The organism is Pseudomonas sp. SIMBA_068, assembly GCF_046534705.1.
Lineage (GTDB): Bacteria > Pseudomonadota > Gammaproteobacteria > Pseudomonadales > Pseudomonadaceae > Aquipseudomonas > Aquipseudomonas putida.
Genome location: NZ_JAWRYI010000010.1, coordinates 76,320 through 95,821 on the forward strand (window position 1 = coordinate 76,320; position 19,502 = coordinate 95,821).

General features: G+C 63.1%; 20 protein-coding genes. 10 read left to right on the plus strand and 10 right to left on the minus strand.

Going from position 1 to position 19,502, the window contains the following annotated elements; genetic code table 11:
• The first annotated feature begins 2 nt into the window (after nt 1–2).
• The 5 genes from exbD (at nt 3) to SB756_RS21635 (ending at nt 5,744) form a co-directional block, all read left to right on the plus strand.
• Nucleotides 3–431 (plus strand): TonB system transport protein ExbD, encoded by a 429-nt coding sequence (gene exbD / locus SB756_RS21615; protein ID WP_003253367.1) that lies wholly within the window; start codon nt 3–5, stop codon nt 429–431.
• Nucleotides 428–1,159: an energy transducer TonB gene (locus SB756_RS21620; RefSeq protein ID WP_016489831.1), complete on the plus strand. Its 732-nt coding sequence runs from the start codon at nt 428–430 to the stop codon at nt 1,157–1,159. The genes exbD and SB756_RS21620 overlap by 4 nt, the downstream gene beginning before the upstream one ends.
• Nucleotides 1,160–1,253: 94 nt before the next feature.
• Entirely contained in the window at nt 1,254–2,180 is a 927-nt protein-coding gene (locus SB756_RS21625; RefSeq protein ID WP_016502238.1) for a hydrogen peroxide-inducible genes activator, read from the plus strand.
• A gap of 3 nt (nt 2,181–2,183) precedes the next feature.
• Nucleotides 2,184–4,262: an ATP-dependent DNA helicase RecG gene (gene recG, locus SB756_RS21630; RefSeq protein WP_410911816.1), complete on the plus strand. Its 2,079-nt coding sequence runs from the start codon at nt 2,184–2,186 to the stop codon at nt 4,260–4,262.
• Nucleotides 4,263–4,340: 78 nt separating this feature from the next.
• Nucleotides 4,341–5,744, plus strand: a complete 1,404-nt coding sequence (locus SB756_RS21635; RefSeq protein WP_410911818.1) for an HDOD domain-containing protein — start codon at nt 4,341–4,343, stop codon at nt 5,742–5,744.
• 33 nt (nt 5,745–5,777) lie between these two features.
• Here SB756_RS21635 and SB756_RS21640 read toward each other — a convergent pair whose 3' ends face one another.
• The 4 genes from SB756_RS21640 to SB756_RS21655 form a co-directional block, all read right to left on the minus strand.
• Entirely contained in the window at nt 5,778–6,152 is a 375-nt protein-coding gene (locus SB756_RS21640) for an SCP2 sterol-binding domain-containing protein (protein WP_410911820.1), read from the minus strand.
• Between the two features lie 147 nt (nt 6,153–6,299).
• Complete coding sequence (locus SB756_RS21645) at nt 6,300–6,605, minus strand: HU family DNA-binding protein (protein ID WP_016502242.1); 306 nt, start codon at nt 6,603–6,605, stop codon at nt 6,300–6,302.
• 187 nt (nt 6,606–6,792) lie between these two features.
• Complete coding sequence (locus SB756_RS21650; RefSeq protein ID WP_341797145.1) at nt 6,793–7,941, minus strand: NAD(P)/FAD-dependent oxidoreductase; 1,149 nt, start codon at nt 7,939–7,941, stop codon at nt 6,793–6,795.
• 16 nt (nt 7,942–7,957) lie between these two features.
• Nucleotides 7,958–8,125, minus strand: coding sequence for a rubredoxin (locus SB756_RS21655; RefSeq protein WP_410911822.1), 168 nt, complete (start codon nt 8,123–8,125; stop codon nt 7,958–7,960).
• 130 nt (nt 8,126–8,255) lie between these two features.
• Between SB756_RS21655 and SB756_RS21660 the strand changes: the two genes are divergently transcribed.
• Nucleotides 8,256–8,813: a chorismate--pyruvate lyase family protein gene (locus SB756_RS21660; protein WP_016502245.1), complete on the plus strand. Its 558-nt coding sequence runs from the start codon at nt 8,256–8,258 to the stop codon at nt 8,811–8,813.
• Nucleotides 8,813–9,703 carry a 4-hydroxybenzoate octaprenyltransferase gene (gene ubiA, locus SB756_RS21665; RefSeq protein WP_341797146.1) on the plus strand — a complete coding sequence of 297 codons (891 nt, stop codon included), beginning with the start codon at nt 8,813–8,815 and terminating at the stop codon, nt 9,701–9,703. The genes SB756_RS21660 and ubiA overlap by 1 nt, the downstream gene beginning before the upstream one ends.
• Before the next feature lie 124 nt (nt 9,704–9,827).
• Here the strand turns inward: ubiA and SB756_RS21670 are convergent, their stop codons facing one another.
• A complete protein-coding gene (locus SB756_RS21670; RefSeq protein ID WP_341798938.1) occupies nt 9,828–10,205 on the minus strand; it encodes a hypothetical protein in 378 nt (125 codons plus the stop codon).
• Nucleotides 10,206–10,377: 172 nt separating this feature from the next.
• On the opposite strand from SB756_RS21670, the gene phoB reads away from it, so the two are divergent.
• The 3 genes from phoB (at nt 10,378) to SB756_RS21685 (ending at nt 13,937) form a co-directional block, all read left to right on the plus strand.
• Nucleotides 10,378–11,067, plus strand: coding sequence for a phosphate regulon transcriptional regulator PhoB (phoB, locus tag SB756_RS21675; RefSeq protein ID WP_003253341.1), 690 nt, complete (start codon nt 10,378–10,380; stop codon nt 11,065–11,067).
• A 48-nt stretch (nt 11,068–11,115) separates the two neighbouring features.
• A complete protein-coding gene (gene phoR / locus SB756_RS21680; protein WP_341797147.1) occupies nt 11,116–12,423 on the plus strand; it encodes a phosphate regulon sensor histidine kinase PhoR in 1,308 nt (435 codons plus the stop codon).
• A 173-nt stretch (nt 12,424–12,596) separates the two neighbouring features.
• Nucleotides 12,597–13,937, plus strand: a complete 1,341-nt coding sequence (locus tag SB756_RS21685; protein WP_059394542.1) for a hemolysin family protein — start codon at nt 12,597–12,599, stop codon at nt 13,935–13,937.
• A 33-nt stretch (nt 13,938–13,970) separates the two neighbouring features.
• On the opposite strand, the gene SB756_RS21690 is transcribed toward SB756_RS21685, so the two are convergent.
• The 5 genes from SB756_RS21690 to pstA form a co-directional block, all read right to left on the minus strand.
• Nucleotides 13,971–14,867 carry a peptidoglycan DD-metalloendopeptidase family protein gene (locus tag SB756_RS21690; protein WP_341797148.1) on the minus strand — a complete coding sequence of 299 codons (897 nt, stop codon included), beginning with the start codon at nt 14,865–14,867 and terminating at the stop codon, nt 13,971–13,973.
• 143 nt (nt 14,868–15,010) lie between these two features.
• A complete protein-coding gene (locus SB756_RS21695; RefSeq protein WP_059394544.1) occupies nt 15,011–15,907 on the minus strand; it encodes a response regulator in 897 nt (298 codons plus the stop codon).
• A gap of 164 nt (nt 15,908–16,071) precedes the next feature.
• On the minus strand, nt 16,072–16,842 hold the full coding sequence (phoU, locus tag SB756_RS21700) for a phosphate signaling complex protein PhoU (RefSeq protein WP_016489846.1): 771 nt from the start codon (nt 16,840–16,842) through the stop codon (nt 16,072–16,074).
• 73 nt (nt 16,843–16,915) lie between these two features.
• Nucleotides 16,916–17,749: a phosphate ABC transporter ATP-binding protein PstB gene (gene pstB, locus SB756_RS21705; protein ID WP_341797149.1), complete on the minus strand. Its 834-nt coding sequence runs from the start codon at nt 17,747–17,749 to the stop codon at nt 16,916–16,918.
• A gap of 102 nt (nt 17,750–17,851) precedes the next feature.
• On the minus strand, nt 17,852–19,468 hold the full coding sequence (gene pstA / locus SB756_RS21710) for a phosphate ABC transporter permease PstA (protein ID WP_410911929.1): 1,617 nt from the start codon (nt 19,466–19,468) through the stop codon (nt 17,852–17,854).
• Nucleotides 19,469–19,502 lie beyond the last annotated feature (34 nt).

Below are 19,502 nucleotides of genomic sequence, written 5' to 3' on the forward strand. Positions count from 1 at the left end.
CCATGGGCCTGCATCTCAACGAAGGTGGCGACGACCTCGCCGAAAACCACGAAATCAACGTTACGCCGTTCATCGACGTGATGTTGGTGCTGCTGATCATCTTCATGGTCGCGGCCCCCTTGGCCACGGTCGACATCAAGGTCGACCTGCCCGCTTCAACCGCCAAACCGGCGCCGAGGCCCGAGAAACCGGTGTTCGTCAGCGTCAAGGCCGACCAGAAACTGTACGTCGGCGACGATCAGGTTGCTGCGCCCGACCAGCTTGGCCCGATGCTCGACGCCAAGACCAAGGGTGACAAGGAAACCACCATCTTCTTCCAGGCTGACAAAGGCGTGGATTACGGCGACCTGATGGAAGTAATGAACAACATGCGCGCGGCCGGCTACCTCAAGGTCGGTCTGGTAGGTCTCGAGACGGCAGCCAAGAAATGACGAAAACGCGCTCAAACATGGCGCGCTACGGTGGCAGCCTGGCGATCGTGCTGGGCGTGCACGTGGTCGCCGTGCTGCTGACGCTCAACTGGTCGGTGCCCCAGGCCATCGAACTGCCCCCGGCAGCGATGATGGTCGAGCTGGCACCGTTACCGGAGCCAGCGCCACCACCGCCACCGAAAGCGGCGCCACAGCCACCGGCACCGGTCGAAGAACCGCCACTGCCCAAGCTGGCCGAAGCCCCCAAGCCCAAGATCGCCATCCCCAAGCCGCCCAAGCCGAAGGCCAAGCCCCAGCCGCCGAAACCCGAGAAAAAGCCTGAGCCGCCGAAGGAAGCGCCACCCACCGAGCAAACGGTAGACGCACCGCCAAGCAATACGCCACCGCAGAAGTCTGCGGCACCGGCGCCGAGCATTGCGTCCAACAGCAACGCCCTGCCAACCTGGCAGAGCGACCTGCTGCGCCACCTGGCGAAGTACAAGCGTTACCCGGAAGACGCGCGCCGTCGCGGCCTGCAAGGCATCAACCGCCTGCGCTTCGTGGTCGACGCCGAAGGCAAGGTGGTGTCGTACTCCATGGCAGGTGGATCGGGCAGTGCTGCACTGGACCGGGCGACCCTGGAAATGATCCGTCGGGCCGGCACGGTACCCAAGCCGCCACCCGAGTTGCTGAACAATGGCACGATCGAAGTCGTGGCACCGTTCGTCTACTCGCTGGACCGCCGCTAAGACTTTTGCTTCTGTCACAAATCGGCAACTCTGATAACGTGCGTCTATCGATTGCAGCCGCTATGCTGGGCCCGCAACTTCATGGACGCACGTTATGACCCTCACCGAATTACGCTACATCGTCACACTCGCCCAGGAACAGCACTTCGGCCATGCCGCCGAACGCTGCCACGTGAGCCAGCCGACCCTGTCGGTCGGTGTGAAGAAGCTCGAGGACGAGCTTGGCGTTCTGATCTTCGAGCGCAGCAAAAGCGCGGTACGCCTGACCCCGGTCGGCGAAAGCATCGTCGCCCAGGCGCAGAAGGTACTGGAGCAGGCCCAAGGCATTCGCGAACTGGCCCAGGCTGGCAAGAACCAGCTGACCGCCCCGCTCAAGGTCGGTGCCATCTACACCGTCGGCCCCTACCTGTTCCCGCACCTGATCCCGCAACTGCACCGCGTAGCGCCGCAGATGCCGCTGTACATCGAAGAAAACTTCACCCACGTGCTACGTGAAAAGCTGCGTAACGGCGAGCTGGATGCAGTAATCATCGCCCTGCCGTTCAACGAAGCCGATGTGCTGACCCTGCCGCTGTACGATGAGCCGTTCTGCGCCCTGATGCCCGCCGACCACCCATGGACGGCAAAAAAGACCATCGACACCGCCATGCTCAACGACAAGAGCCTGTTGCTGCTCGGTGAGGGCCACTGTTTCCGCGACCAAGTACTGGAAGCCTGCCCGACCCTGAACAAGGGCGGCGAAGGCGCCAGGCACACCACGGTCGAATCCAGCTCGCTGGAAACCATTCGCCACATGGTGGCCTCGGGCCTTGGCGTGTCGATCCTGCCGCTGTCGGCGGTGCACAGCCATCATTACGCCCCTGGCATCATCGAAGTGCGCCCACTGACTGCACCGGCACCGTTCCGTACCGTGGCCATCGCCTGGCGCGCCAGCTTCCCGCGGCCGAAGGCCATCGAGATCCTCGCCGACTCGATCCGCCTGTGCTCGGTCGCCAAAGCCCCTGCGGAACAACCGGCCTGAGTCATGAGTGAGCTGTCGAAGGTCCCGGTCACGGTACTCAAGGGTGTTGGCGAGGCCATGGCGGAAAAACTCGCCAAGGTCGGCCTGGAGAACCTGCAGGATGTGCTGTTCCACCTGCCCCTGCGCTACCAGGACCGCACCCGCGTGGTGCCGATCGGCCAACTGCGCCCCGGCCAGGATGCGGTTATCGAAGGTGTGGTCAGTGGTACCGACGTGACCATGGGCAAGCGCCGCAGCCTGGTGGTACGCCTGGGCGACGGCAGCGGCGTGCTGACGTTGCGCTTCTACCACTTCAGCAACGCGCAGAAGGAAGGCCTGAAACGTGGCACCCACCTGCGCTGCTACGGCGAAGCCCGCCCCGGCGCCTCGGGCCTGGAAATCTACCACCCGGAGTACCGCGCGCTGAACGGCGACGAGCCGCCGCCCCCGGTCGAACAGACCCTGACGCCGATCTACCCGTCCACTGAAGGCCTAACCCAGCAACGCCTGCGCCTGTTGTGCCAGCAGAGCCTGGGCCTGCTTGGCCCGCGCAGCCTGCCCGACTGGCTGCCTGACGAGCTGGCCCGGGACTACCAATTGGCGCCGCTTGACGATGCCATCCGTTACCTGCACAACCCGCCAGCCGACGCCGACCTCGACGAACTTGCCGAAGGCCAGCACTGGGCCCAGCACCGCCTGGCCTTCGAAGAACTGCTGACCCACCAGCTGTCGCAGCAACGCCTGCGCGAGAGCCTGCGCAGCCTGCGGGCGCCGGTGCTGCCCAAGGCCACGCGCCTGCAGGCGCAGTACCTGGCCAACCTGGGCTTTCAGCCGACCGGCGCACAACAGCGGGTGGCCAACGAAATTGCCTACGACCTCAGCCAGCACGAGCCGATGATGCGCCTGGTGCAGGGCGATGTCGGTGCCGGCAAGACCGTGGTCGCCGCCCTGGCAGCACTGCAAGGGCTGGAGGCCGGCTATCAGGTGGCGCTGATGGCGCCCACCGAGATCCTCGCCGAACAGCACTTCATCACGTTCAAGCGCTGGCTCGAGCCGCTGGGCATCGAAGTGGCCTGGCTGGCCGGCAAGCTCAAGGGCAAGGCCCGGGCCAGCGCCCTGAAGCAGATTGCCAACGGTGCGCCGATGGTGGTCGGCACCCACGCGCTGTTCCAGGAAGAAGTGAAGTTCAAGCACCTGGCCCTGGCGATCATTGACGAACAGCACCGTTTTGGCGTGCAGCAACGTCTGGCCCTGCGCAAGAAAGGCGTAGCCGGCCAGTTATGCCCGCACCAGCTGATCATGACCGCCACGCCTATTCCGCGCACCCTGGCCATGAGTGCTTACGCCGACCTGGACACCTCGGTGCTCGACGAATTGCCGCCTGGGCGCACCCCGGTAAACACCGTGCTGGTAGCCGACAGCCGACGCTTCGAGGTGGTCGAAAGGGTTCGCGCAGCCTGCGCCGAGGGGCGCCAGGCCTACTGGGTGTGCACCCTGATCGAAGAATCCGAAGAGCTGACCTGCCAGGCCGCCGAAAGCACGTATGAAGAACTTGGCAGCGCCCTGGGCGAACTGCGTGTGGGCCTGATCCACGGCCGTATGAAGCCGGCTGAAAAAGCCGAAATCATGGCGCAGTTCAAGGCCGGTGAATTGCAGCTGCTGGTCGCGACCACTGTCATCGAAGTAGGCGTGGACGTACCCAACGCCAGCCTGATGATCATCGAAAACCCCGAACGCCTGGGCCTGGCCCAGTTGCACCAGCTGCGCGGCCGGGTTGGCCGGGGCAGTGCCGTCAGCCATTGCGTGCTGTTGTACCACCCGCCGCTGTCGCAGATCGGCCGCGAACGCTTAGGGATCATGCGCGAGACCAACGACGGCTTCATCATTGCCGAGAAAGACCTCGAACTACGCGGCCCAGGCGAAATGCTGGGGACACGCCAGACCGGCCTGCTGCAATTCAAGGTCGCCGACCTGATGCGCGATGCCGACCTGTTACCGGCTGTGCGCGATGCCGCCCAAGCCCTGGTGGCCCGCTGGCCGGACCATGTCAGCCCGCTGCTCGACCGCTGGCTGCGCCATGGCCAGCAATATGGCCAAGTGTGACGCTAGTCCCAGAATGGATCCAGATTTGCTCGCAGGCTGGTTATACTTCGCGTTTAAAAGAATCAGTGGATACGGACCATGACTGAAGTTGCCCTGGACACCGCAACCCCACACGCCCCCACGGTAATCAGGCTGCTGCTCGACAAGATCGGCGTCGTCTACCGCGAGGTGGTCCAACACCCGCACTTGCCTGCGGCTTCGCGGGTGCAGGCGGTGCTTCTAGACGACGAGGTCGGCGCCCTCATGGTGCTGTTCCCGCAGAGCCAACTGCTGGACCTCAACCGCCTGACCGAGCTGACCGGGCGCAAGCTGACTGCCGTGTCGGTGCCGCGCCTCAAGCAAATGCTCGACAAACATCAGCTCAAGGCCCTGCCCGGCATTCCCGCGCTGACCAGCTCACCGTGCCAGTACGAAAAGAGCCTGCTCGACGCCGAGACCGTGTACATCCAGTCTGGCGAAAGCGGGCTGCTGCTGGCGATTGAGCGCGCGCACTTCAAGCGCATGCTGGTCAAGGCCAGCGCCAGCAGCTTCGGCCAGGAAGTCGAGGCCATCAGCCCCAACCTCGACCGCCCCCATGACGACACCCTGGAAATCACCAATGCCGTTCAGGCCTTCACCGCCCGGCGCATCCAGAAACGCCTGGAAGAAACCATCGAGATCCCGCCACTGGCCGATACCGCGCAGAAGATCATCAAGCTGCGGGTAGACCCCAACGCGAGCATCGATGACATCACCGGCGTGGTCGAAACCGACCCGGCGCTGGCGGCACAGGTGGTGAGCTGGGCCGCGTCGCCCTACTACGCTTCGCCGGGCAAGATCCGCTCGGTAGAAGACGCCATCGTGCGCGTGCTGGGCTTCGACCTGGTGATCAACCTGGCCCTGGGCCTGGCGCTGGGCAAGACCTTGAGCCTGCCGAAAGACCAGCCGCAGCAGGCCACACCCTACTGGCAGCAGTCGATCTACACTGCCGCGATCATCGAAGGCCTGACCCGCGCCATGCCTCGGGCAGAACGCCCCGAAGCCGGTCTGACCTACCTGGCCGGGCTGCTGCACAACTTCGGCTACCTGCTGCTGGCGCACGTGTTCCCGCCACACTTCTCGCTGATTTGCCGCCACCTGGAGGTCAACCCGCACCTGAACCACACCTATGTGGAACAGCACCTGCTGGGCATCAACCGCGAACAGATCGGTGCCTGGCTGATGAAGCTGTGGGACATGCCCGAAGAGCTGTCGACCGCGCTGCGCTTCCAGCACGACCCGGCCTACGACGGTGAGTACTCGGCGTTCCCCAACCTGGTGTGCCTGGCCACCCGCCTGTTGCGCTCGCGGGGGATTGGCTCCGGGCCGCAGGAAGAGATTCCTGACGAGTTGCTGGAGCGCCTTGGGATTACCAGGGAAAAGGCCGAGGATGCGGTGAACAAGGTGCTCGAAGCCGAGAACCTGCTGCGCGAACTGGCTTCGCAGTTTCAAGCACCGCATTAAGGCCATTGGGGCTGCTGCGCAGCCCCGGCAATTTCAGCCTTTCTTCTTCGGTATCAGGTACTTCATCAGCCCCTGGAACCACATCACCAGCGCCGGGTTGCCCTTGATCTGGATGTTCTTGTCCTGAATCCCCTGCATGAACGCCAACTGCTTGTTGCCCGCCTGCATCGTGGCGTAGCCGTAGGCAGCGTCCTTGAAGGCGATGGCGAAGGCCGGCTGCGGATGTGCGCCGCTTTTGCTGCTGATGCGCTCGTTGTTGACGACGAAGTGCCGGGCAACCTTGCCGTCCAGGGTCTGCATCTGGAACACCAGGTCCTTGCCCTTGAGCTGCTGCTGGAATGCCGGGTTGTTACGGCTGGCCCTGGCCATCAAAAGCCCCATGGCCCAGAGAAGAAAGCGGAACTTCATCGACACGCCTCGATTGAAAAGTGACTAAGTTTCGCAGTTTATCCTCTTAACGACCTTTTTATGCAAGTTCGCAGCAGTTACCGCGTGTAAAGCACAACGGGCGCCATGAAGGCGCCCGTTCGGGATCAACGAATCGTCAGCGGAAGCTTACTTTTTCTTGGCGGCCTTGGCTGGCGCGGCCGGTGGATTGACGCTGTCCTTGAGGTTCTTGCCTGGCTTGAAGGCCACGGTATTGCTGGCTTTGATCTTTACCGGCTCACCCGTTTGCGGGTTTTTTCCGGTACGCGCGCCGCGATGACGTTTTTCGAAGGTGCCGAAACCGACCAGGGTCACCGTGTCCTTGTCCAGGGCACCGGTAATGCTGTCGAGAATCGCGTTCAACACCTGATTGGCCTTTTCCTTGGTCAGATCAGCCTTATCGGCGATGACGGCGGCGAGTTCTGGTTTGCGCATAGTGAAGCCTCTTTGACGGAATTCTTGTTGTTATGCCGTGCTGCCTTTGGGAGCAGCGCTCAAGGCACCGCAGGCTCTAATCTGCGGCAGACGGAAGTGAGAATGGCACGTGCTCAGGGGCCGCGCCAGTATCAGGCCGGCCATTGTGCAGGCAACAACAGGATAAATCCGACAGAACGCCCTCTATTTACGCCATTACCGGCGGTAACTGGCGATTCAGTGCCAGCTTGTCCATCACGGCAGCCCCGGTCAGGGCATACCCCAGCAATGCGCCGTCAGCGCCGTGGCAGAGCACCTTGAGGTCACTGCCCTGCCCCTGCACCTGCCAAGTGCCCTCGTGGGCCAGGGGCGGCGGCGAAACCACCAGCGGGCAGGCCGGGGTTTTCACGGTGATCGGCATCGGCCCGTAGGCAACCGCGGTCGGTTTGCCGGCCAGGGTTTGCGCCAGCGCCCGGGCACAGCTCATCAGCGGCATCACGTAGAGCAGGTTGATGCCATCGACCTCGGCACAGTCGCCGAGGGCAAAGATGTTGGCGTGAGAGGTACGCAGTTCGCGGTCTACGCTGACGCCACGATTGGTCTGCAAGCCGGCTGCTGCAGCCAGGTCAATACGTGGGCGCAGGCCGATGGCCGAAACCACCATGTCGCAGGCGATCACGCTGCCATCCGACAGGTGCGCCTCCAGGCCCTGGGCCACCTGCTGCAGGCGGGTCAGCACCGGCCCCAGGTGGAAGCGCACACCCAGGCCCTCCAGCCCGCCCTGCACCGCTGCCGCAGCGGCGGGATGCAGCAGGGTCGGCATGATCTGTTCGCACGGCGCCACCACGTCGACCTGGAAGCCACCCAGGCTCATGTCGTTGGCGAATTCGCAGCCGATCAGGCCGGCACCGAGGATCAGCACACGTTGTTTGCCTACGGCGGCGGCACGGAAGCGTGCGTAATCTTCCAGGTCGTTGATCGGGAACACCAGATGGTTGCCATCGCCTTCGATCGGCACCTGCACGGTCTGCGCCCCCCAGGCCAGCACCAGGTCGCGGTACTGCACGGCCTCTTCGCCTATCCACAGGCGCTTGTGGCCAGGGTCGATGCCGCTGATCCGGGTATGGGTACGGATCTCGGCGTTCAGTTGCTCGGCCATGACGCCCGGTTCGGCCATGCACAGGCCGTCGGCGTCCTTCTGCTTGGCAAAGCCCATGGAGAGCATGGGCTTGGAGTAGGAGCGACCATCGTCGGCGGTGATCAGCAGCAGCGGCGTCTGCGCATCGTGCTTGCGAAATTCACGGGCCAGGTTGTAGCCCGCCAGGCCGGTACCGATGATTACCACAGGGGACGTCATGTCGTGCTTTCCTCGATTAGCCGATGGAGATCATTTCAAAGTCGCTTTTACCCACGCCACAGTCCGGGCACAGCCAGTCGTCAGGCACATCCTCCCAACGAGTGCCGGGGGCGATGCCGTCGTCGGGGCAGCCTTCGGCTTCGTCGTAGATCAGGCCACAGACAATACATTGCCACTTTTTCATCAGGTCTTTTTCCTCGGTTCAGGCTGGGGGCTTTATCTGGCGGGTCTTCGCCCTGCTTCAGGCATTATGCAAGCAGTCGGGGCAATCATGCTAAGCTCGCCGCCTCATTGGTTGTAACAAGCAGACCGACGTGTCGTACGAATCCCCGCAAGCAGCCGCTGTCGCGTGGCTGCCGTATTCACAGCTGGCGACCGACTTCGACCAGCCTACCCTTGACTGGCTATTCGACGAAGGCTCGCTGACCCGCCGCCTGACCCGCCTGTCTTCAGATCACTTCTCCGTAACCCCGCTGTTCGAGGGATGGCAAGCGCTGCGCGAGGATGAATGCCAGGCGTTGGGCATTGCTGCCGGCAGCGAAGGCTGGGTGCGCGAGGTGTACCTGCGCGGCCATGGCCAGCCGTGGGTGTTCGCCCGCAGTGTGGCCAGCCGCAGCGCCCTGGAGCGCGGCGGGCTGGACCTGGAAACCCTCGGCAGCCGCTCGCTGGGCGAGTTGCTGTTCTGCGACCAGGCGTTCATCCGCCACCCGATCGAAGTGTGCAGTTATCCACAGGCCTGGCTACCGACCGACGCAGCCCATGCAGCCCTGTGGGGCCGTCGCTCGCGCTTTGAACGAGGCGGCCTGGAGCTGCTGGTGGCAGAAGTGTTTCTGCCGGCATTGTGGCAAGCGGCCAGGGAGGAAAACCGCTGATGTACCTGCAACTGCTCAAGTCGCTGAACCGCCTGCACCCGCGGGCCTGGGACTTCGTCCAGCTCAGCCGCATGGACCGCCCGATCGGTATCTACCTGCTGCTGTGGCCAACCCTCTCGGCGGTGTGGATTGCCGGCAACGGTTCTCCCACCGTGGCCAACGTGCTGATCTTCGGCCTTGGCGTGGTGCTGATGCGGGCCGCGGGCTGCTGCATCAACGACTTTGCCGACCGTAAGGTGGACGGCCACGTCAAACGCACCGCCGACCGGCCGCTGGCCAGCGGCCGGGTCAAGCCGCGCGAGGCGCTGGCATTGTTTGCGATTCTGGTCGCGGTAAGCTTCCTGCTGGTGCTGTGCACCAACAGCCGCACGGTGTGGCTGTCGTTCGGCGCGGTGGCGCTGGCGTCATGCTACCCGTTCATGAAGCGCTACACCTATTACCCACAGGTGGTGCTGGGGGCGGCGTATTCCTGGGGCATCCCCATGGCCTTCACTGCCGCGGGCGGCGAGCTGCCGGCCAGCGCCTGGCTGCTGTACATCGCCAACCTGCTGTGGACGGTGGGTTACGACACCTATTACGCCATGGTCGACCGCGATGACGACCTGAAGATTGGCGTGAAGTCGACCGCCATTCTGTTCGGCGAGGCCGACCGCACCATCATCCTCACCTTGCAGCTGCTGTCGCTGGGCTGCCTGTTGCTGGCGGGCAGCCGCTTCGAGCTGGGGGGCTGGTTCCACCTGGGGTTGCTGGGCGCTGCGGCGTGCTTTGCCTGGGAGTACTGGTCGACGCGCAAGCTGGACCGCGAGTCGTGCTTCAAGGCGTTTTTGCACAACCACTGGGCGGGGTTGCTGGTGTTCATTGGTGTGGTGCTGGATTACGCGTTTAGCTGAATATCTTGGGGCTGCTTTGCAGCCCTTTCGCGACACAAGGCCGCTCCCACATTGATCGGTGTATGCAGGACCCTGTGGGAGCGGCCTTGTGTCGCGAAAGGGCCGCGAAGCGGCCCCGGCAATATCAAGGCTTGGCGATATGCCAGACGTCTTTCACGCCGTCACCTGTCTTGTCCCCGGCCTTCTTGTCCTTGATGAAGGTATACAGCGGCTTGCCGTCGTAGGCCCACTGCATCGAGCCGTCGTCACGCTTGATCTGCGTCCACTTGCCCTCGTTCTTATCCCCTTCTTTGGCCATCAGTGGAGGCCAGTTCTGCGCACATGCGTCATTGCACATCGACTTGCCGCCAGCATCCTTGTCAAAGGTATAAAGCGTCATGTTTGCCGGATCAGGTGTGACCAGCACGCCATTCATTTCTTTGGCCTGATGATGGGCCGACGCCACCGCCGGAAGCGCCAGCGCAGTGAAAAGGGCCATCCAGCTCAGCGTTTGTCGTGTCATTGGATTCACCATTGTTTCCGGGAAAATTGGGTTCGGGTGCCACAATTGCGGCTCTTTCAAGCCTAGTTCAGTCACGCAATGTCGCCAGAACGGCCAACGCCCTGTCACACAGCTGCAATAATTCCGTTATCTAATGCGGGCCAAGACACCGAATCCAGGAGAGGTTTTGAGCATGGTTGGCAGGAACATTCTGATCGTCGACGACGAAGCGCCCATTCGCGAGATGATCGCCGTTGCCCTGGAAATGGCCGGCTATGACTGCCTGGAAGCGGAAAACTCCCAACAGGCCCACGCGATCATCGTCGACCGCAAACCGGACCTGATCCTGCTCGACTGGATGTTGCCCGGCACCTCCGGCATTGAGCTGGCCCGCCGCCTGAAGCGTGATGAGCTGACCGGCGACATCCCGATCATCATGCTCACCGCCAAGGGTGAAGAGGACAACAAGATCCAGGGCCTGGAAGTGGGCGCTGACGACTACATCACCAAGCCGTTCTCGCCGCGTGAGCTGGTAGCGCGCCTGAAAGCCGTGCTGCGTCGTACCGGCCCGAGCGACAGCGAAGCGCCGATCGAAGTGGGCGGCCTGCTGCTCGACCCGATCAGCCACCGTGTCACCATCGACGGCAAGCCCGCCGAGATGGGCCCCACCGAATACCGCCTGTTGCAGTTCTTCATGACCCACCAGGAGCGCGCCTACACCCGTGGCCAGTTGCTGGACCAGGTGTGGGGCGGCAACGTCTATGTCGAGGAACGCACGGTCGACGTGCACATCCGTCGTCTGCGCAAGGCGCTGGGTGAAGCCTACGAAAATCTGGTACAAACCGTCCGGGGCACTGGCTACCGCTTCTCGACCAAGAGCTGATCGAGCTCCAGAGCGCCAAGCTGCACGTCGTTGTACAAGGACCGTCAATTGAACCAGAACTGGCACGCAACCCTGATTCGCCATCTGTTGTTGCTGATTACCGTCTGCCTGATCGGCGGGCTGGTCAGCGGCTACTATGGCTGGAGCCTGGCCATTGGCCTGGCGCTCTACTTGGGCTGGACCCTCAAGCAACTGCTGCGCCTGCACGACTGGCTGCGCAACCACCAGCCCGATGAAGCACCGCCCGATGGTTACGGCCTGTGGGGCGAGGTGTTCGACAGCATTTACCATCTGCAACGCCGCGACCAGCGCGTACGTGGCCGCCTGCAGGCAGTGATCGACCGGGTGCAGGAGTCCACCGCCGCGCTGCGCGACGCGGTGATCATGCTCGACAGCGACGGCAACCTGGAATGGTGGAACCGTGCCGCCGAAACCCTGCTGGGCTTCAAGACCCCACAGGACGGTGGCCAGCAGGTCACCAACCTGGTGCGCCACCCACGCTTCAAGGAATACTTCGAGGCGGAGAACTACCTCGAACCGCTGGAAATCCCCTCGCCCATCAACGACCGCATGCGCGTGCAGTTGCACATCACCCGCTACGGCAACAACGAACACCTGATGCTGGTGCGCGATGTCACTCGCATCCACCAGCTGGAACAGATGCGCAAGGACTTCGTCGCCAACGTGTCCCACGAATTGCGCACACCGCTGACGGTGATCACGGGTTACCTCGAAACCCTGCTGGACAACGTCGAGGATGTGAACCCGCGCTGGACCCGCGCCCTGCAGCAGATGAGCCAGCAAGGTTCGCGCATGCAGACGCTGCTCAACGACCTTCTGCTGCTGGCCAAGCTGGAAGCCACCGATTACCCGTCGGACAACCAGCCGGTGGCGGTCGAAGCCCTGCTCGCCGCGATCAAGAACGACGCCCAGGCCCTGTCTGGGCCACGCAACCAGCGCATCACCCTCGAAGCCGCGCCCGGCGTCAAGCTGAAGGGCAGCGAGTCGGAACTGCGCAGCGCCTTTTCCAACCTGGTGTTCAACGCGGTGAAGTACACCCAGGACGAGGGCAACATCCGCATCCGCTGGTGGGCCGATGCACAAGGTGCGCACTTGTCTGTGCAGGACTCGGGGGTGGGCATCGACGCCAAGCACTTGCCGCGCCTGACCGAACGCTTCTACCGGGTGGACTCCAGCCGTGCGTCGAATACCGGTGGCACAGGGCTGGGGCTGGCGATCGTCAAGCATGTGCTGATGCGCCATCGCGGCAAGCTGGACATCAGCAGCGTGCCGGGGCATGGCAGCACCTTTACCTGTCACTTTGCGCCAGCACAATTGGTCACCGAAAAGGCTTGAGATCGGGGCTGCTGCGCAGCCCTTCGCGGGCACGCCCGCGCCCACAGGGACCACAATAAGCCCGCCGCCCTTTGCTTTTACGGCCCTAGCCGCTACATTGGATCCCCTGTGCCAGCAAGAGCTGGCACTTTTTTTCTCTCAATCTCAAAGACGGACCCCGTTAAAACTCCATCATGGACCCTTCCCCTGGTATCAGCGTCACCTCGTTATTCGCCGATTTCGGCATGATCATCTTTGCCTTGCTGCTGGTGCTGCTCAACGGCTTTTTCGTTGCCGCCGAGTTCGCCATGGTCAAGCTCCGCGCCACCCGCGTGGAATCCATTGCCGAGCAGCATGGCTGGCGCGGCAACATCCTGCGCAAGGTACACAACCAGCTCGACGCCTACCTGTCGGCCTGCCAGCTGGGCATCACCCTCGCCTCCCTGGGCCTGGGCTGGGTCGGCGAACCGGCCTTTGCCCACTTGCTCGAGCCGCTGCTCGCATACTTCGGTGTCGACTCGCCCGAACTGATCAAGGGCGTTTCGTTCTTCGTCGCGTTCTTTGTCATTTCCTACCTGCACATCGTGGTCGGTGAGCTGGCGCCCAAGTCCTGGGCCATCCGCAAGCCCGAGCTGCTGTCGCTGTGGACGGCAGTGCCGCTGTACCTGTTCTACTGGGCGATGTACCCGGCGATCTACCTGCTCAATGCCAGCGCCAACACCATCCTGCGCATTGCCGGCCAGGGCGAACCGGGCCCGCACCACGAGCACCACTACAGCCGTGAAGAGCTGAAGCTGATCCTGCACTCCAGCCGTGGCCAGGACCCAAGCGACCAAGGCATGCGTGTGCTCGCCTCGGCCGTGGAAATGGGCGAGCTGGAAGTGGTCGACTGGGCCAACTCGCGTGAAGATATGGTCAGCATCGATGCCCATGCGCCGCTGAAGCAGATCCTGGCTTTGATACGTCGCCACAAATTCAGCCGCTACCCGGTGTATGACGCCGAGCGTGAAGAATTCACCGGCCTGCTGCACATCAAGGACCTGCTGCTGGAGCTTGCCGAGCTGGAGCACTTGCCCGAAACCATCGACCTGGACGACCTCGCCCGGCCACTGGAGCGCGTATCGCGGCACATGCCGCTGTCGCAACTGCTGGAGCAGTTCCGCAAGGGCGGCGCGCATTTCGTGCTGGTGGAGGAAGCCGACGGCAAGGTCATCGGCTACCTGACCATGGAAGACGTGCTGGAAGTACTGGTGGGCGATATCCAGGACGAACACCGCAAGACCGAGCGCGGCATTCTCGCCTACCAGCCAGGCAAGCTGCTGGTACGGGGTGATACGCCGCTGTTCAAGGTAGAGCGCCTGCTGGGCATCGACCTTGATCACATCGAGGCGGAAACCCTGGCGGGGCTGATCTACGAGACGCTCAAGCGTGTGCCTGAAGAAGAGGAAGTGCTGGAGGTCGAAGGGCTGCGCATCATCATCAAGAAGATGAAAGGGCCCAAGATCGTGCTGGCCAAGGTGCTCAAGCTGGATTGAGGGGTATGGGGCTGCTTTGCAGGCCCGGCAATCTCAAGGGTTACCCGCAGTAAAGTCGGGTAACCCGCTGATCGGCCGGTCGAACCGGTAAGGTATCGACTCCAGCGCCAACCCCACATTGCGCTGCACCACGAAATGCAGGTGCGGCCCTGTGCTGTTGCCGGTATTGCCCGACCTGGCCAGCATCTGCCCCTGGCGTACCCGTTGCCCCTCCGCCACCACCACCGAACCACGCATCAGGTGCAGGTACACGCCCATGGTGCCGTCCGGGTGCAGGATCCTGACAAAGTTACCCGAGGGGTTGGGCGCGCGACCGCTCTGGCTGTTTTCCGTCTTCACCACCACGCCCTCGCGCGCCGCGATGATGGTAGTGCCTTCGGGCATGGCGATATCCATGGCGTAGCGCCCCTTGGGCCCAAAATGGCTGACACGGCCGTTAGGGCCCTGGGTGACGCGGAATGGCCCGCCGACCCAGGGGAACGCATACCGGAAGCCCTGGGGCCGCTTGCCCGGGTCACCCATGGCCTGCAGCAGGGTCGAACGGTAGTTCAGCAGCAGCCCGGGCCGCCCCCTGAGCACGCTGAGCATTTGCGTGGTGCGCGGCGGCAGCAGCCGGCGCACGATACGCGGGGCATCGCCGCCTTGCGCGTTTACCAGGTTGTCCAGGCGCAATTCGACCTCTACCGGCACATGCAGCTCGTTGCGTGCCGAAAAGCTCACGCCGCCGTCGAAGGTTTTCGCGTTCAGCAGCACCTGGCCTTCGAGCGTTTCGACCATGGGCTCGCGCAGCACCAAGGGCTTGGCGCCCGGGCCTGGCCGGTCGGAATATGAGATGACACCGAAGTCGTCGGTGATCTTGTAGAGCGTCACACCCAGGCTCGACGCCGAGGCCATGAGCAATGCACAGAACAGCAGCAGGCGGGCGGGCATGATAGTGGCTTTTTGACAGTTATGATCTATCGAAGCCTAGCAGCGGGTTTTGAGGCAGGTATTGCAGTTGGTCGGATGGCGCTTTCTCTGTGGGAGCGGCCTTGCCGGGGCGCTCCCACAAGGGTTGACCTGCTGCCTGGTTGTCAGGCGCCGGGGGTGAAGTGCTTCTGCGCCGTCCCGCGGGCAATCAGGCGCGACAGGTAATCGAGCTTCTGGGCGTCCTGGTCGACAAACTTGAAGGTCAACTGTAGCCAGTCGCTGTCGGGCTTGGGCTCCAAGGCTGCGACGGCATGCAGGTAGCCGTTCAAACGCGCAACTTCAGCGTTCTCGCCCTGCTCCAGGTCCAGCACGGCGCCCTCCAGCACCTGCGGCAGCGCTTCGCTGCGGCGTACCACCAGCAGTGCCTCTTTCAGGCTCAGCGCCTTGATCACGCACGGTTGCATGCCGCTAGCCAGGCGCAACTGGCCTTGGCCGCGCCCCGTCGGAGCAGGGGCCGACGGCGTGGGTGCATTGACCAATGGTTTGGCAGCGCCCGGCGCTGGCGCGGGGGCCGTCACCTTGGCCGCCTCTGGCTTGCCACCTGTCAGGGCACTCAGCGAATCGTTGGCGAATGCCGAGTTGGCCCGCGCCGGGCCGATGGCCATCAGGCTGTCGAGCTTGCCGATCTTGGTCAGCGCCTTTTTCACCTTGGTCAGCAGTTGCTCGTTGGTGAACGGCTTGCCGACAAAGTCGGACACGCCCGCCTGGATCGCCTGAATGACGTTTTCCTTGTCGCCACGGCTGGTCACCATGATGAACTGCAGGTTCTTCAGCGCAGGCTGCTGACGGCACCAGGTGAGCAATTCCAGGCCGGACATTTCCGGCATTTCCCAGTCGCACAGGACCAGGTCGAAGGCTTCCTTGCCGAGCATGGCCATGGCCTTGCGACCATTGACGGCGTCGTCGATGGCCATGCCCGGGAAGGCATTGCGCAGGCACTTGCGGACCAGGTCACGGATAAACGGGGCGTCATCCACGACCAGCACATTCACTTTACTCATCAATACTCCTTCTGAATCCCGACTAGCCTACTGCCAAATAATGGCTATTTGCTACAACCTGGTCACGCCGGGACTTCTTCACATCGTTCGCGGGTGCCTGCCGGCTCCTCGACCGCAAACGAAAACGCCCGGCCGAGGCCGGGCGTCGAAGCTCGGGAGCAACCTTACTTATCGTCAGATTCGCCCGGAACATTAGCCTTTTCGCCATCGGCGACAGCGGTACCCTGCACTTCTGCCGTCATGCGCTTGAGGCCCATGTGGCGAACGTCGGTGCCGCGCACCAGGTAGATCACCAGCTCGGAAATGTTGCGCGCGTGGTCACCGATACGTTCCAGCGAACGCAGCGCCCAGATCACGCTCAGAACCCGCGAGATGGAGCGCGGGTCTTCCATCATGTAGGTCACCAGCTCGCGCAGGGCGGTCTTGTACTCGCGGTCGATGGTCTTGTCGTACTGGGCCACCGACAACGCCAGGTCGGCATCGAAGCGGGCAAAGGCGTCCAGCGCATCGCGAACCATGTTGCGCACCTGGTCGCCAATGTGGCGCACCTCGACGTAGCCGCGCGGCGACTCGCCTTCTTCGCACAGCTGGATGGCGCGGCGAGCGATCTTGGTCGCCTCGTCGCCGATGCGCTCAAGGTCGATCACCGACTTTGAAATGCTGATGATCAGCCGTAGGTCCGACGCCGCCGGCTGGCGACGGGCGAGGATGCGCACGCATTCCTCGTCGATGTTGCGCTCCATCTGGTTGATCTGCTCGTCGACTTCGCGCACTTGCTGGGCCAGGCCCGAGTCGGCCTCGATCAGCGCCGTAACGGCGTCGTTGACTTGTTTTTCCACCAGGCCACCCATGGCCAGCAGGTGGCTGCGCACTTCTTCGAGCTCGGCGTTGAACTGCTGGGAAATATGGTGGGTAAGGCTTTCTTTGTTGATCATCGTTCGCTCCGCGAAGAGGCTGCAAGCTTCATGTAGTTCGTGTCATTCCCTGTGGGAGCGGGCCGCGTGGCTGCTAGCCGTAGCGACCGGTGATGTAGTCTTCGGTCTGTTTCTTCGCCGGGTTGGTGAACAGGGTATCGGTGTCCCCGAATTCGACCAGTTTGCCCATGTACATGAACGCGGTGTAGTCCGAAACCCGGGCCGCCTGCTGCATGTTGTGGGTCACGATGACGATGGTGTACTTGGATTTCAATTCGTAGATCAGTTCTTCAACCTTCAGGGTCGAGATCGGGTCCAGTGCCGAGCAAGGTTCGTCGAGCAACAGCACTTCCGGTTCCACGGCAATGGTGCGGGCGATGACCAGACGTTGCTGCTGGCCGCCGGACAGGCCCAGCGCCGACTCGTGCAAGCGGTCCTTGACCTCGTCCCACAGGGCCGCGCCTTTCAGCGCCCACTCGACGGCTTCGTCGAGCACACGCTTCTTGTTGATGCCCTGGATACGCAGGCCGTAGACCACGTTCTCGTAGATGGTCTTGGGGAACGGGTTGGGCTTCTGGAACACCATGCCCACACGACGGCGCAGCTCGGCCACGTCTTCGCCCTTGCGGTAGATGTTGTTGCCGTAGAGGTTGATGGCGCCTTCCACACGGCAGCCGTCAACCAGGTCGTTCATGCGGTTGAAGGTGCGCAGCAGGGTCGACTTGCCGCAGCCGGACGGGCCGATGAAGGCGGTCACGCGCTGCTTGGGAATGTTCATGCTGATATCGAACAGCGCCTGCTTGTCGCCATAGAACAGGCTCAGGCCCGGCACTTCGATGGCCACGGTTTCTTCGGCCAGTTGCAGGCCCTGCTTGTTGCGGCCCAGGGCAGACATGTCGATGCCGTGGGTATGAGAATCTTGCTGCATGGTCTCACTCCGTTTGTAGCTGCGAGCTTGAAGCTGCAAGCTGCAAGTTAGGGCAAAGCGGCAATCTGCTTGGAGCTTGCCGCTTGTGACTTAAAGCTCTGATCAGCTGTCCAGCGCCTTGTACTTCTCGCGCAGGTGGTTGCGGATCCACACGGCCGAGAGGTTGAGGGAGGCGATCACCAGTACCAGCAGCAGTGCCGTGGCGTACACCAGCGGCCGCGCGGCCTCGACGTTCGGGCTCTGGAAGCCGACGTCATAGATGTGGAAGCCCAGGTGCATGATCTTCTGGTCCAGGTGCAGGTACGGGTAGTTGCCGTCCACTGGCAGCGAAGGCGCCAGCTTCACCACACCCACCAGCATCAGCGGGGCCACTTCACCGGCGGCGCGGGCCACGGCGAGGATCATGCCGGTCATCATGGCCGGGCTGGCCATGGGCAAGACAATCTTCCACAGCGTCTCGGCCTTGGTCGCGCCCAGGGCCAGCGAGCCCTCGCGTACGGTACGCGGAATACGCGCCAGGCCTTCTTCGGTGGCCACGATCACCACCGGTACGGCCAGCAGTGCCAGGGTCAATGATGCCCACAGCAGGCCCGGGGTACCCAGGGTTGGCGCCGGCAGTGCTTCAGGGAAGAACAGGCGGTCGATAGAACCACCCAGCACGTAGACGAAGAAGCCCAGGCCGAACACGCCGTAGACGATCGCCGGCACGCCAGCCAGGTTGTTCACCGCAATGCGGATCAGTCGGGTCACCGGGCCTTGCCGTGCGTATTCGCGCAGGTAGACGGCAGCCAGCACACCGAACGGGGTGACGATCACGGCCATGATCAGGGTCATCATCACGGTACCGAAAATGGCCGGGAAGATACCGCCTTCAGTGTTGGCCTCACGCGGGTCATCGCTGAGGAACTCCCAGACCTTGGCAAAGTAGGTACCCAGCTTGGTGAAGCCGGACATGCCGTTCGGCTGGATGGCGTGCACCACCTTGCTCAGGTTGATTTCCACTTCGCGGCCGTTGCCATCGCGTGCCACCAGGCTGTCGCGGGCGAAGGCCTGGTGCAGGCCGCTCAAGCGGTCTTCGATGGCCTTGTAGCGGCTGTTCAGCTCGGCCCGGTCGGCGTCCATGTCGGCCTGGGCGGCGGCGTCCAGCTTGCCGTCCAGCTCCAGCTTGCGGGCGTGCAGGCGCAGGCGCTCAAGGCCATGGTTGATGGCACCGATGTCCTTCTTCTCCAGCTGCTGCAGCTCACCGTTGAGCTGGCTGGCGCGCTTGAGGCGGGCCTGCAGTTCGTTCCAGGCAGCAGGGCCTTCGGCAACCACGCGGCCTTCTTCCTTGACGCTGACCAGGTAGCCATAGAAGTTGCCCCACTCGCGGCGCTCCAGGGCGATGAGGTCGGCCGGGCGCTGTTCATCGACCAGCCAGTCGCCGACCACCCAGGTGAAATCGCTGCCGTTGAGGTCGCGGTTACCCACCTTGATCAGCTCGCGGGTCATGAACTCCGGGCCCTGCTCCGGTACCGGCAGGCCGGCCCCCTTCAGGCGGGCACGGGGTACCTCTTCCTTTTGCACCACTTCGCCGATGACGATGTGGTCAGCCTGGCCCGGTACCTTGTAGGTGGCCTGGACAAGATCGGCCGGCCAGAAGTGGCCCAGGCCGCGCACGGCAATCACCGCCAGCAGGCCAATGGTCATGATCACCGCCATGGCCACGGCGCCGCCGCTCATCCAGACGCCTGGGGCGCCGCTCTTGAACCAGCCT

Bases quoted from the DNA above. Each gene is read 5' to 3' on its own strand.
- exbD (WP_003253367.1), top strand. From the start codon at position 3: ATGGGCCTGCATCTCAACGAAGGTGGCGACGACCTCGCCGAAAACCAC.
- SB756_RS21620 (WP_016489831.1), top strand. From the start codon at position 428: ATGACGAAAACGCGCTCAAACATGGCGCGCTACGGTGGCAGCCTGGCG.
- SB756_RS21625 (WP_016502238.1), top strand. From the start codon at position 1,254: ATGACCCTCACCGAATTACGCTACATCGTCACACTCGCCCAGGAACAG.
- recG (WP_410911816.1), top strand. From the start codon at position 2,184: ATGAGTGAGCTGTCGAAGGTCCCGGTCACGGTACTCAAGGGTGTTGGC.
- SB756_RS21635 (WP_410911818.1), top strand. From the start codon at position 4,341: ATGACTGAAGTTGCCCTGGACACCGCAACCCCACACGCCCCCACGGTA.
- SB756_RS21640 (WP_410911820.1), bottom strand. From the start codon at position 6,152: ATGAAGTTCCGCTTTCTTCTCTGGGCCATGGGGCTTTTGATGGCCAGG.
- SB756_RS21645 (WP_016502242.1), bottom strand. From the start codon at position 6,605: ATGCGCAAACCAGAACTCGCCGCCGTCATCGCCGATAAGGCTGATCTG.
- SB756_RS21650 (WP_341797145.1), bottom strand. From the start codon at position 7,941: ATGACGTCCCCTGTGGTAATCATCGGTACCGGCCTGGCGGGCTACAAC.
- SB756_RS21655 (WP_410911822.1), bottom strand. From the start codon at position 8,125: ATGAAAAAGTGGCAATGTATTGTCTGTGGCCTGATCTACGACGAAGCC.
- ubiA (WP_341797146.1), top strand. From the start codon at position 8,813: ATGTACCTGCAACTGCTCAAGTCGCTGAACCGCCTGCACCCGCGGGCC.
- SB756_RS21670 (WP_341798938.1), bottom strand. From the start codon at position 10,205: ATGACACGACAAACGCTGAGCTGGATGGCCCTTTTCACTGCGCTGGCG.
- phoB (WP_003253341.1), top strand. From the start codon at position 10,378: ATGGTTGGCAGGAACATTCTGATCGTCGACGACGAAGCGCCCATTCGC.
- SB756_RS21685 (WP_059394542.1), top strand. From the start codon at position 12,597: ATGGACCCTTCCCCTGGTATCAGCGTCACCTCGTTATTCGCCGATTTC.
- SB756_RS21690 (WP_341797148.1), bottom strand. From the start codon at position 14,867: ATGCCCGCCCGCCTGCTGCTGTTCTGTGCATTGCTCATGGCCTCGGCG.
- SB756_RS21695 (WP_059394544.1), bottom strand. From the start codon at position 15,907: ATGAGTAAAGTGAATGTGCTGGTCGTGGATGACGCCCCGTTTATCCGT.
- phoU (WP_016489846.1), bottom strand. From the start codon at position 16,842: ATGATCAACAAAGAAAGCCTTACCCACCATATTTCCCAGCAGTTCAAC.
- pstB (WP_341797149.1), bottom strand. From the start codon at position 17,749: ATGCAGCAAGATTCTCATACCCACGGCATCGACATGTCTGCCCTGGGC.
- pstA (WP_410911929.1), bottom strand. From the start codon at position 19,468: ATGAGCGGCGGCGCCGTGGCCATGGCGGTGATCATGACCATTGGCCTG.